The organism is Abyssisolibacter sp. ZYX002 (genome assembly GCF_056892235.1).
This window is the reverse complement of the sequence record NZ_JARMXH010000007.1, coordinates 51,744-65,924: the sequence shown is the minus strand read 5'-3', so window position 1 is coordinate 65,924 and position 14,181 is coordinate 51,744. Positions and strand designations below refer to the sequence as shown.

The window sequence follows — 14,181 nt, the reverse complement described above, 5'->3', positions numbered from 1 at the left end:
GAATTATTAGAAACGATAATGAATGCGGTGTAGTTTTCTAAGTTACAAGTAAGTTTGGAGGGATTATGTAATTAGAAAGATAATTTAGGTCAATATAGGAGGTTATATTTTGAGAACATTCAAAGATGTAAAACTATGGGAAAACGTTACAGAGGAGCAATGGGATGACTGGAGATGGCAGGTTAGAAATAGAATAGATACAGTAGAAGATTTAAAGCAGATTATAAATATAACTGAGGAAGAAGAAAAAAACATAGAAGAAGTTCTTAATAAATTTAGAATGGGTATAACGCCATACTATGCATTGTTAATGGATAAGGATAATAGAAACTGTCCAGTAAGAATGCAAGCAGTGCCGATAATAGACGAGGTTCATGTAGGATCTTCAGATATGTTAGACCCATTGCACGAAGATACAGATTCTCCAGTGCCAGGACTTACTCATAGATACCCAGATAGAGTATTACTATTAATAACAGATCAATGTTCAATGTACTGCAGACACTGTACTAGAAGAAGATTTGCAGGACAAAATGATGTAGCGTTACCAGTTGATAGAATTGATAGATTGATTGAATATATAAGAAATACGCCAGAAGTTAGAGACGTTTTATTATCAGGAGGAGATTGCTTACTTGTATCAGACGAGAGATTAGAATACATTATAAAGAAACTAAGAGAGATACCTCATGTAGAGATAATAAGATTAGGAACTCGTACACCAGTAGTATTACCACAAAGGGTTACAGACGATTTAGTTAACATGCTTAAAAAATATCATCCGATATGGTTAAATACCCACTTCAATCACTCAAAAGAGATAACAAAAGAGAGTATAGAGGCATGTAGAAAGTTAGCAGACGCAGGGATACCATTAGGAAATCAATCAGTACTACTAAGAGGTATAAACGATAGCGTTAATGTTATGAGAAGACTTATGCAAGATTTAGTAAAAATAAGAGTTAGACCATACTATATATATCAGTGTGATTTGTCAATGGGAATATCACATTTTAGAACATCTGTATCAAAAGGATTAGAGATTATGGAAGGACTTAGAGGACACACATCAGGCTACGCAGTGCCAACATTTGTGGTAGATGCTCCTGGTGGTGGCGGAAAGATACCAGTTATGCCTAACTATATAGTGTCAATGTCAAGAAATAAGGTTATACTCAGAAACTTTGAGGGAGTTATAACAACGTATTCAGAGCCAGAGTATATAGAAGGACCAGAAAACCTAGATACAATAGAGAATGAAGCTGATCATATATACACAGGAGTAGCAGGATTGATGCATAACAAAGACATATCATTAGAGCCTTCAAAGCTACTTAGAAATGACAGAGCGAAAAAACAATTATTAGCAAGGGGAACAAACGATTAAATGTCACTACTAAGCATGGTAAGAAAAGATAGTAAAACTATATCGATAGTTGGTATGTCCAAAAATGCAGGTAAAACAGTGACATTAAATAAGCTAATACAGGATAGCTTAAAAGAAACCATAACGCTAGGGGTGACATCCACAGGACGAGATGGAGAGGAAAAGGATGTGCTGACCAATACACATAAACCCCTAGTATTTGTTCCAAAGGGAACAATTATCACAACGACAGATAGGCTGTTTGAAAACGGTGACGCAAAGTTAGAGATTGTATATACGACTAACTTTACAACACCGATGGGATATGTAGTGTTGGCTAGAATAATAGAAGAAGGAAATGTTCAAATAGCTGGGCCACAGACTAATAATGATATTAGAGTAGTTTCTGATATAATGCTTAAATTTGGAGTGGATTTAGTACTGATAGATGGATCCATAGACAGAATATCATCAGCAGCATCATCAATATCTGATGGGACAGTTATTTCGTGTGGGGCAGTACTTGATAGAGACATAAATAAAGTCATAACTGAAACAGCGCATAAGATTAGGTTAATGCAAATGGGTGAAGTAGAGCAAAAGATAAAGGAACTCATAAAGCAAGATGATGATGTAATAATAATAAACAAACAGCTAAAGGTAGATAATCTAAAGCTTAAAACGGCGCTTTCAAGTGGTAAAGTGATAGCATCAAAGGTTAAAGAGGATACAACACATGTAATATTGCCAGGGAGTTTAACTAGTGCAATGGCAAAAGACATGATAAACAGTACAAAACATAGAGGATTTACATTAGTTGTAAAAGATGGCACTAGAGTATTTATAAATCATAAGCAGTGGACTCAGGTTATAAGTAGAAATCTTAATGTTAAAGTATTAAATAAAATAAATGTTAGAGCAGTAACATTAAATCCGTATTCGCCAAAAGGATACTATTTCAATCCAAAAGAGTTTTTAACAAGAATGAGAGCAAGTATTAAAGATATACCTGTTGTAGATGTAATATTAGAAGAGGCAATACAGCAGAACTATGGTGGTGATATAAATTGAAATTAGCAGATAATATGACCAAAGACTTATTGGGTTTTGATTATATATTAGATAAACTAGAAGTAGCGACTCCGTATGGGCGGGATATGAAAAATTCTATAAAGCCATACCTAAGAGGAGAAGAACACGAGCTTAAAAAAGAATTCGATATATTGAAGGATATGATAAATCTAATAAATATAAATTCCAAAGAGTATAGAAAAATCAAGTCAATATTATATCACATCAAAGATATAAGAGGATCAATAGATAGAGCTGCTAACTCTTTACCTCTGACAATAGTGGAGTTATTCGAGATTAAGTGCTTTATGTTTTTAATAACCCAGTTAAACGAAAAAATTGAAGATCTAAAAGCAGATATTGATGAAAGTGTAAAAGTTCACGTAATAAAAGATATTAATAATCTATTAGATCCAAAGAAAAATGGTATAAAAACATTCTTTATATATGATGAATACTCAATAGAACTAACAGACATCAGGACAGAAAAAAGAAGATTAGCAGAATTAATAAAAAAGGAAAACAAAAAACAACGAGATAAAATAAACAGCGAATTAAAAATAAGAATAAACATCACTGGAGAGATAACAATACTCAAAGAAGATGTAAAGCTATATGAGAAAATAGCAAATAGTGATTATTTTGAGTATTTATCAGAAACACCGGTTAGCTATAGATATAAGATGAAACTGACAAAGGGGATTAAAGATAAATTAGAACGGTTAGATGTACTAAAATGTAAAGAAGAGCAAGAAGAATTAAAAATTAGGACGTATTTATCAAATAAGATAGCTTATCATAAAGATGTCTTCAAAACTAATTTTGAGCATTTAGCGAAGCTTGATTTGACGATAGCAAAGGCTATGCTAGCTATAGACACAAATAGTGTAAGACCAACACTAATCACTGGTCATAGTATAAGAATAGAAGATGGAACTTATCTAAAAATCGCTGAAGACATGAACAAAAAAGGTGGAAAATATATTCCGATAAGTGTTGATATAAAAGATAGAGTGACGTGTATAACTGGGGCAAACATGGGAGGGAAAACAGTATCACTGAAGCTTATAGGACTGCTTTGCATGATGGTTCAATATGGATTGTTTGTTCCTTGCAAAAGTATGCAGACATCACTTCATGACTTTATATTTATATCAACAGGAGATTTGCAGTCAACAGATATGGGACTCAGCACTTTTGGGGGAGAAATCCATAGGATTAATGAGGCTATAGATAAAGCTACAGATAGAGGACTAATATTGATAGATGAGCTAGCAAGTGGGACTAATCCAAACGAGGGTTATGCGATATCAAAAGCTATAGTTAAGTACCTGATAGACCAAAATAGCATTAGTATAATCACAACACATTTTGACAATATAGCAAATAGTAGTGGGGTTAAGCATCTTCAAGTTGTAGGACTCAAAAATGTAGACTATAAAAAACTAGAATATTTAGTAGAATCAACAAAAGATATAAATAATATAAGAGATTTAATGGATTATAGATTAATAGAAGTTACAAATGTAAGTGAAGTACCTAAAGATGCAATCAACATAGCGAAGCTGATGGGATTAAAAGAAAGTATTATTTTACATGCTAGAGATATAGTATCAAAGAAAAGCAATAAAGGGGAGTGAAACATGAGCAAGCTGAATTTAGACAAAAACATTATAGAAAGTGCTAGAAATGCAGCAAAAAATATTGCAGAAGATATGCAGGAATTTATAGATATGCATACAACAGTCTCAGTAGAAAGAACAATAGCAAGATTACTAGGCATAGATGGAGTCGATGAAATAGAAAAACCGTTATCAAACGTAGTAGTGGATAACATAAAAGATGCAGGAGTGCTATCATTAGGGGTAGCATATTGGATTGGTAACGCTATTGTAAACACTGGTCTATCTCCTCAAGAGATAGCGGTAAAGGTCAGTGAAGGAGAAATAGAGCTTACCAAATTACCGATAGTCTCAGATGAAGACATAAAAGAAGCGATATATGACATAGCAAAAATTACAACAGATAATATAAGAAGTAAGAGAAAAGTAAGAGAAGATTTTATAAAAAATGTAGGAGAAGGCAGTAAACCATATCTTTATGTAATAGTAGCAACAGGTAATATATATGAAGATATAGTTCAGGCAAAGGCAGCAGCTAGGCAGGGTGCAGATGTAATTGCGGTTATAAGAACAACAGCACAGAGTTTACTTGATTATGTTCCATATGGTGCAACAACAGAAGGGTTCGGAGGAACGTATGCAACACAAGAAAACTTCAAATTGATGAGAGAGGCTCTAGACGAAGTAGGAGAAGAAGTAGGTAGATATATAAGACTATGTAATTATTGCTCAGGGCTTTGTATGCCAGAAATAGCAGCTATGGGAGCATTAGAGAGATTAGATGTTATGCTCAATGATGCATTATATGGAATATTATTTAGAGATATAAATATGCAGAGAACATTAGTAGATCAGTATTTTTCAAGGATAATAAATGGCTTTGCAGGTGTTATAATAAATACAGGAGAAGACAACTACCTAACAACTGCTGATGCAGTAGAAGAAGCACATACGGTATTAGCATCACAGTTTATGAATGAGCAGTTTGCGCTTAAAGCAGGAATACCAGAAGAGCAAATGGGGTTAGGTCATGCATTTGAGATGAATCCAAATATAGAGAATGGATTTCTTTTAGAGCTAGCACAAGCTCAAATGGCAAGAGAGATATTTCCTAAAGCACCATTAAAATATATGCCTCCAACAAAATTCATGACAGGTAATATATTTAAAGGGCATGTACAAGATGCTTTATTTAATCTGATATCAATTTGGACAAATCAAGGAATTCAACTATTAGGTATGATGACAGAAGCTATTCACACACCTCACTTACATGATAGAAAACTAGCTATAGAAAATGCTCAGTATATATTTAATAATGCAAGAAGCATAGGTGATGAAATAGAGTTCAAAAATGATGGATTGATACAATCAAGAGCTCAGCACGTACTCAAAAAAGCAGAAGAGCTATTGAAAGAAATAGAGAGTGAAGGTTTATTCCCAACAATAGAAAAGGGTAAATTCGCATCAGTAAAAAGACCAAGAGATGGTGGAAAAGGATTAGATGGAGTAGTAGAAAAGGATATCAAATACTACAATCCATTTATAAAGCTGATGGTTGGAGGTGCTAGGTAATGTCAGAAGTGCAAAAAGTTGATTTGACAAAAATAAAACCATATGGAGATACATTAAATGATGGTATGGTGCAGACTTCATTTACATTACCAGTAGAGTATGGAGATGAAGCAAAAGAAGCAGCCAAAATATTAGCAAAGAAAATGGGTCTTAATGAACCGGAAGTAGTTCATTACGAAGAACTCGGAAGAGGATACACTTTTTTTGTAGTTTACGGTCACTGTATTCATACAGTGGACTACACTAAAATAGAAGTACCAAAAGTAGATGTTAAAACAATGGACAAATACGCGGTAGAAGATTATATCAAGAAAAACATAAAAAGAGATATTACAATAGTAGGTGCATGTACAGGTACAGACGCGCATACAGTTGGCATAGATGCTATTATGAACATGAAAGGTTATGCAGGGCACTATGGACTTGAGAGATATAAAATGGTTAACGCAGTTAATATGGGTAGTCAAGTTCCAAACGAAGAACTTGTTGCAAAAGCAATAGAAGTAAATGCAGATGCTATATTAGTTTCTCAAATAGTAACACAAAAAAATGTCCATATACCAAATCTTACAGAGCTGGTTGAGTTAATGGAGGCAGAAGGGATAAGAGATAAAATAGTACTATGTTGCGGAGGACCAAGATTATCACATGAATTAGCAAAAGAGCTTGGATATGACGCAGGATTCACAACGGGAAGCTATGCTGATGATGTGGCAACATTTGTAGTGACAGAGATAGTAAACAGAGATTTAATTTAAAATAGTTTTAAATATTATGAGGAATAGATTGTTTCAGCTTAAAGAGGGTGTATCTTAGATACACCCTCTTTTCATGTATAAGATAGTTGTAAAATAAACAAAAAAACAGCAAGCCTATACCGGAATACAAGACTTACTGTAATATTTATATAATTTTAGGAAGGAGATTATTATATAATTCTTCGCAAATTATAAATTATTGAAAAACTATTAAGGAGTTATATCAACAGTGAGTATATAAATTTACTCCTTCTGCTGAGATCTAAATTATATGTAGTCGGAAAATTAATAAGCCTTTTTCATTTTTATAGATAAACATTTATCAATAAAAACAGCTACATTACCTCTAGTAGACATAACACTTGCATTAGTAGAGCTATTAGAAATATTTAATGCCTGAGATTTAGACATATAGTTTTCAGGCCATTTTTTATTAGTATCAAGGCTACTATCATATCCGAGAAGTCTTACAAGAACAGTTAAAACTTCACCATTAGAAATTTTACTATTTGGTTTAAAGGTCCCATCTGGATATCCTTTTAACAAACCTGCGCTTGTAGCAGCTTTAATACTGGATTTAGCCCAATGAGAATCAATATCAGTAAATGTCTTACTAGAATCTCCATTGGTTTTTCCACATATTAATCTCATAGCGAGAGTGGCAAATTCAGCTCTAGTTATGTTATTGTCTAACTTTAGGCTACCGTCTTTATAACCTTTGTATAATCCCAAGGTTTTTAGCTTATTTCCTGCTTCGATTACATTGCTAACATCACTTGCATATATAAAATTGCAACAAATTATTAGCATCAATAGGGCAACAATTATTATTCTATTTTTATTCAAACGGTTTCACCTCCAACTAGTTATTATTATATCAAAAGATAAAGGAGAAGTATGTTTCATTTTGATTACAGTTAAAAGCTCATAATTGCAAGAAACACAAACATAAAATCATAGGTAAATAGGAGGGAAATTGTATTATATAGCGAAATATTTAAGGATAAAGCCATAATTTAGTATAAAATAGCTATAGAAATTATCAAAATACGTAACAAAAAGGAAACACAAAGTGTAACAATATAGTAATAAAGATATGGAATAAATATGCCGATGCAATAGGTAGACTGTTTTTTTAGAGGTAAAGATAACAATGTAATGAAAGCGTAATAAAATAAATCAAGTAATACAAGTGTAATTTAATTGTTTGATATAAATGTAAACTTTCGATAAAGAGGAGGTAACAATGAATAAGTGTCTAAAAAGAGGTTTTAGTATATTATTGATAATATTGATGTTAATAGGTTTGATTCCTCAGAGTGCAATAAAGGTATATGCTGCTACGCCAGTAATAAATAATATTGAGATAGTAAAAACATATGAGGGTGGATTTGCCTCACCAAGTGTGTTCTACTTGACGATATTAGGAACTGATTTAAATACATTGAATACAAAGATACAAAATAACTTAGGAGCTATAGTGGATTTGACTCCTACTTCGACAGGTTCATTTTCAGTACAATATAAAATAAATCCAGCAGAAATGGGATCTAGATTTTTTGTAAATGGAGTAGCGTATGATATATTTGAAACAGATATGCCAGAAATTAAAGCTGTAGATCCTAAACTAGTAAAGAAAAATAACAACATAAAGATAACAGGAGAAAACTTTAGTAAGATTGACCAGACACCTACTTCTGGAAATCCCAAAATTACAGTTAAGTATACAAATACACTAACACATAAGGATTTGTCAGCAATATTAAAAGCAGCTGGAGCTACTGGAGAAGCTTTAGTACCAGTAGATTTAGGATTAGGTTTGCAAGATATAAGAGTTGACAAACAATATACATCATCAGGTGTAAATGTGAGTTTGTCATACAGATACATAGATGCATTTCGTATATATGACGATATAACAGTTAACCCGACTAACATAACGATTTTTCCGAACAAAGGTAAACCAGGAACAAAAATATCTGTAAGTACTACAGATACATTTAACGAGGACTATTCAGTATTTTTTATGAAGGATATAACAGATGCATTTAAGCATGGTAACAAAGGAAGGGATTATTTTAAAAGTGTGGATAACAAAAATATAAAAGTAAAAGTTCCAGATTCGCTAGCTACAGGAGAAACTTATAAAGTAGTTTTGACTAATAGTATATCGCAAGGAACAAACGATACGGATGATCTGACAGGGTATGTAATAAAACAGAAAATAATAGGCGAGTTTGTAGTTATAGATGCAGACATATCTCCACAAATTCAATTTGTACAACCTTCATCAGGACCAGATTCAGGGTCAAATGTAAATATAATAGGTAAGTATATGGATGAATTAAACATAGAAGGCTTGCAGGTAACAGGTGGAGGTAATTTAGAATATGACAATAAAGTGATAGATGGTGAAAAGCTAAAACTAACTTATGATGCTACAGGAATAAAATACAACACAAGAGACGTTGACAATATTGAGAGAGAATTGTTAGTTACAATAGGTAGAACAACAAATTTTCCAGATATAAATGCAATTAAGTTTGATGATGGTGGTGGAGATTTTGATAAGCTATTGGTAAAAACAAAACCAATATCAGATAGTGAGCTTGCAGATCCAATAAAAGATGTAATAATAGAGATAAAAACAACGATACATTTAAATGGTGGGGGAACAGTAGTTTTTACAGAAACAGCAGTAAAGGAGGATGCTTACGAATTTGTACCTAGCTTTGTAGCACCAGAGATAACAAAGACATCACCAAATAAAGTACAGGTAGAGGGAACAGGACCATACACAGTCAAAGAAGATACAGTCATAGCTTTGCAAGGTAAGAATTTTAAAGTATATAGTTATACAGATGCAGGTGGTACAGTTAAAGTTAATTACCCAATAGTAGTTCTAGGAACTAACGGTACAACTCCTGGTGATGGAGAGATATCACTAAAAAGAGTAGGCGCAGAAACAGAAGTTGTAGATGCAGATAACAATCCAATACCTGGTGCAACATACGAGATTTTAGATAAGACAGGAAACAAGGTGGATGGAGTTGCAGGCAACGAAACAGGGACGATAATAATAGTTAAAATTCCAGCGGGTAGACAGATAAAGCAAGGATTAATAGGAGTACAGTCGGCAGTTGCAATAGCAAACCCAATAAAAGGTGGAAATACTAATGGACCATTGGTTTCAAAAAATGACGCTGATACAGGTATCGAATTTATAAAAGCGATAAATAGTCCAGAAATAAACAAGATTAGTCCAAATATAGTTACTATAAAAGGTGGAGAAAAAATAGTAGTTAGAGGTACTAACTTTTTAGATGGTATAAAAGTATATATAGATGGTAAAGAAGTAGGCGGAGTAGTAAGAGATACAGATCCAGCAACAACAGAAGGTACATTGACATTCACAGCACCAAAAGGAAGAGAAGGAATCACGGTGTTGCAGGTTATAAATCCAGATGGAGGTTCTGATAGTGAGCAATTTGTATATGTAAAATCTGCAAATCAAGACCCGAAAATAAACTCAATAGGCCCAAATAAAGGATCTAAAGGGACGCTAGTAGTAGTCAAAGGAAATAACTTTTTTAAAGCGGATTTAACAGTAGACGATGTAGCTGGTATGGGAATATACAATTTAATAGGAACAAGAATATTATTAGATGGTAAAGATGTGAATACATACAGTGGTAATCCAGACATACCAGAAAAGCCAATATCATATACATTGCCTGAATTAAACACAGAAAAGTTGATTAAAGTAAAAGACTATAAGCTAAGAATATCTAAATATAAGGAATATGCCACAATAGCTGAAATCGGTTCACCTGATAATATATATACCTTTAGAGTAGATTCACAGGGAAGTGCTGTATTAACAAGAGGTGGAAATAGTTATGTGATAAAAGTTGATAGCGCAGGTAATTATACATGTCAAAAAAATGGGACAAATGTAGCAGTAACAGTTACAGACAATAACATAACAATAGATGGAGTAAATCTAAAAGCAACATTTAACTATGATGTAATATCAATAAAAAAACTTGAAAATGGAACAAAAAAAATCATTGTATCAGACTATTTTGATAGTTTGTATTTACGAAATAGCGCAAACAAATATTTTAAAATATTTGTTGATCAAAAAGGAAAAGTAAAGATAAGTAATAGTAACGATACAGAGTACAGTATTGGTATAGATGGTGGGAATTTAGTAGCAATAAAAAATGGCACTAAATATAGCTTTGAAATAGATGCAAATAGGAAACAGATATTTATAGACAGAGGAAATGCAAACGAACTAGTACTAGAAATAGAAACACTGTATTACTTTGATGCAAACAATTTTATAACAGGGCATAGAACTAAAGTAGTGAATAAAAAAGAAATAAGATTTTTAGTGCCACCATTGGGGATACAAAAGTGGTACGATGTAACCGTTAAAAACCCAGACACAAAAAGTGATACAAAAACAGGCGAAGATGGATTCATGTACTATAAAAGCCCTACAACAAACCCAAGGATAATAAACATAGTACCAAAGCAAGGAACTACAAAGGGCGGTACACCAATAGTGATATCTGGAGAAGAATTCCAAGATACAAGTACAGTATATATAGCAGGGGTAAGAATAGCTGATAAAGATGTAACTCTAAGCAACAATATGAGAGAGTTGACAGTAATAGTACCAAAGTATCCAGGAGATGTAAGTGAAGATTTTACGACAGATAGAAAAACTGTACCAGTAGTTATAGTAAACGAAGATGGTGGAAAAGCAGTAAAAGATGATGGTTTCACATATATAATAGCTAACAGTGTACCAAGAATAAAAGAAATATATCCAAAAGAAGGTAGTGCAGCAGGTGGAGAGATAGTCGATATCTTCGGATATGATTTTAGATTCCATGAACCATATACAGGAGATATAGGTGAAGCAAATTTTGAATATGATGATTTAGATGAAGACTTAAAATGGGACAATATGAACAATAAAGACGATGTAGATGCTAGATACAAATTACCTTTTGTGCATGATAAATATACACATTATTATGATTCACCAGTTCTCCCAAAAGTGTACTTTGGTAATGTCAGAGCAAAAATAGTTGCATTTAACTCAGCAACAGGATATATACAAGTAATTGCACCAAAACATACGAAAGCAGAAACAGTTGATTTATGTGTGATAAATAACGATTCAGGAAAATCGAATTCGGTGCCTTATAAATATAAAAAATCCAACCCAGTTATTTCCTTGATAACACCTAAAATGGGTAAAAAAGAAGGAAATGAAGCTGTAGATATTATGGGGAGTGGGTTTAAAAAGAGTTTGATAGATATATTTGATGATAATCCAGCAGTAACGACTACAAAAAACTTATATTTAGTGAGATTTGGCAGTATATCTAATGCAAAGTTACCAAAAGACCATGCTAATTCTGGAAGAATAATAAATGGCAGGACGCATATAGAACTAAACGGTGGATTGACAGTAGATTATGTATTAGATTCTAGCACAGGAAATATAGACCTTACTACAACCATAAAAGAAGGAGATCAAACATACAGGAAAAAATATGTCTATAATGATGAAACCAAATATCTTGATGTAGTAGAGCTTAAAAATATTGACACAACAAAGCCAAACTATGTTGGATATGAGTATATTAAATATGAAGTTAAAGATGGAAGGCTCATAGTTACAAGAGGGTATTCAAAAGATGTAACATTAAAATATGCATCACAGCTATTAGCAAAAACTCCAAACTATCATACAGTAGGAACAGTAGATGTAGTTATGGAAAATCCTGATAATGCCTCTAACGCTATGGAATATATATACAAAAACCCAATAAGTAATCCAACGATTACAGCAGTAACAGGAGTTCCATTTAAAATCGAGAGTGGTAAACTTATAATACAAGCGCCAACAACAGGTGGACAGCCATTTTATATTGAGGGAACACAATTTATCCAGGAGGGTATAACAGTTAGAATAGGAGGTTATCCACTAAAGGCGGACGATTTCCAATACTTAAATGAAAATAAAATACTAGTTAAACCTCATAAAATGAACACAAACCTACAGACAGGCAGAGAGTATTTGATAGAGGTACAAAACGAAGATGGAGCTAGAGCAACAACAGAGAATATAAAAGTATATTATAGATATATAGTCATCAGTGGTGATGAACCGATAATAGATACAATAGAACCAGCAAAGGGTAGTGCAACTGGTGGATATACAGTTATAATTAAAGGTAAAAATTTTGCAAGCAATATAAAAGTTATATTTGGGTATAGTGCAAGTGGAAGTGGAGCGCAAATACTAGAAAAAAGCATAAACAAACTAGTAGTTAGAGTTCCAGCAAGTAATATAGTAGGATTAGTTGATGTTTATGTTGAAAATATAGACTACAATACAAGTAGCGTAAAACAAAAGGCTTTTGAATATATTTCAACTCCCACAATAGATGCAAACAGTATAACACCAAATGAGATTTTTATAACAGGTGGTCAAAAAGTAACAATAAAAGGAACACAGTTCATACAAGGATTAGAAGTGAAATTTGGCAATCTAGTTTGTCCTAAAGTTGAAGTAATAGATACCAATACAATAGTTGTAGAATCACCAGTTGCAACTATGAAGGATTTAGGTTTCAAAGATGTCACAATAACTAATAAAGATGGTGGAGTAGCAACAGTAAAAAATGGGATAAAATACGTAGTTCCAAAGCCAACTGACCCAACAGGTTTCATAGCAAAACCAGGTCATGAAAGATCAGTAGTTTTAAAATGGGACAAGGTTGAGGGAGCACAGACCTATAAGATTTTTGGAAAAACAAAAGGAGATAGAGAGTATTCGTATATAGGAGAAACTAAAGACTGTGAATATTTTTTAAGAGATTTGGAGCCAAACACTAGATATTACTTCAAGTTATGGTCAGTAAATAAATATGATGAATCAGCTAAATATGCATATGCTAATTGTAGAACATTTAATGAAAATAAAGATGAAGGAAACGACAAATATGAGGAAGTAGTAGAAGAAAATACTAAAACAGTAATAAATCAAGACAGTATATCAGTTAAACTACCAGAAACATTCTCTCAAGGGCAGTACATCCTTGATTTGAGAGGAGATGTATATAGGAAGAGCGACAAATTGTCTATAACCATACCTATGAAAGCAATACTAGCAGGAAAAGGGTATATTTATGTTCAAAAAGATGATTTTAAACTTCACGTTCCATTAGTCAATATGAAAGTAAATGCTTACAAACATCTATATAAAGAAAAGGATACAAATGTAATAATCAATATAGATAAAGTAGATTCTAGAGAAAAGGCAAGAGTGACAAAAGGACTATCAAGAAAACAGAAATCAGTGTCAGAGCTATATGATGTAAATGTAGTATTACAAGAAGGCAAAAATAAAGGTACACTCAAAATGTTAGAAGGTTTTACGTTTAGTATGCTAGTTGATACAAATAAAGTAAAACAAAATAAGATTAGTATAATGAGCTATGATGAACCTACAAACAAGCTAAAAGCAGAGTCATATGAAGTATCAAGCGTGATGGAACATATCAATGATACTGCAAAATATGTAATAAATATAGCAATAAAAGAAGACAAAAAATTAATAGTTATATATAATAGATAAAGAGAGAGTTGTAACAAAATATATTCGGTGTTCAGTATATAAATCGTATTTATCTTGTTACAACAAAAGGGGCAACTCAACAAATAAATTTGAGACAGCCCCTTTTGATGTAAAATATTAGAT

Annotated in this window: 7 protein-coding genes; 6 read left to right on the top strand and 1 reads right to left on the bottom strand. The window is 32.6% G+C overall.

What is annotated here, in order from left to right:
- Positions 1-109: 109 nt before the first annotated feature.
- The 5 genes from kamA to kamE are packed head-to-tail and all read left to right on the top strand — an operon-like array spanning position 110 to position 6,392.
- Positions 110-1,387, top strand: a complete 1,278-nt coding sequence (gene kamA, locus P3X86_RS17030) for a lysine 2,3-aminomutase (RefSeq protein ID WP_483293930.1) — start codon at positions 110-112, stop codon at positions 1,385-1,387.
- On the top strand, positions 1,388-2,437 hold the full coding sequence (kamB, locus tag P3X86_RS17025) for a lysine 5,6-aminomutase reactivase subunit KamB (protein ID WP_483293929.1): 1,050 nt from the start codon (positions 1,388-1,390) through the stop codon (positions 2,435-2,437).
- Entirely contained in the window at positions 2,434-4,077 is a 1,644-nt protein-coding gene (gene kamC, locus P3X86_RS17020; RefSeq protein WP_483293928.1) for a lysine 5,6-aminomutase reactivase ATPase KamC, read from the top strand. The genes kamB and kamC overlap by 4 nt, the downstream gene beginning before the upstream one ends.
- 3 nt (positions 4,078-4,080) lie before the next feature.
- The gene (kamD, locus tag P3X86_RS17015; protein ID WP_483293927.1) at positions 4,081-5,634 is read left to right on the top strand and encodes a lysine 5,6-aminomutase subunit alpha; all 1,554 of its coding nucleotides are present in this window, start codon (positions 4,081-4,083) and stop codon (positions 5,632-5,634) included.
- Entirely contained in the window at positions 5,634-6,392 is a 759-nt protein-coding gene (kamE, locus tag P3X86_RS17010; RefSeq protein WP_483293926.1) for a lysine 5,6-aminomutase subunit beta, read from the top strand. Before kamD ends, kamE begins: the two co-directional genes overlap by 1 nt.
- Positions 6,393-6,677: 285 nt before the next feature.
- Here kamE and P3X86_RS17005 read toward each other — a convergent pair whose 3' ends face one another.
- Positions 6,678-7,238 (bottom strand): S-layer homology domain-containing protein, encoded by a 561-nt coding sequence (locus tag P3X86_RS17005; RefSeq protein ID WP_483293925.1) that lies wholly within the window; start codon positions 7,236-7,238, stop codon positions 6,678-6,680.
- A 400-nt stretch (positions 7,239-7,638) separates the two neighbouring features.
- Between P3X86_RS17005 and P3X86_RS17000 the strand changes: the two genes are divergently transcribed.
- Positions 7,639-14,058: an IPT/TIG domain-containing protein gene (locus P3X86_RS17000; protein WP_483293924.1), complete on the top strand. Its 6,420-nt coding sequence runs from the start codon at positions 7,639-7,641 to the stop codon at positions 14,056-14,058.
- Positions 14,059-14,181: the final 123 nt, after the last annotated feature.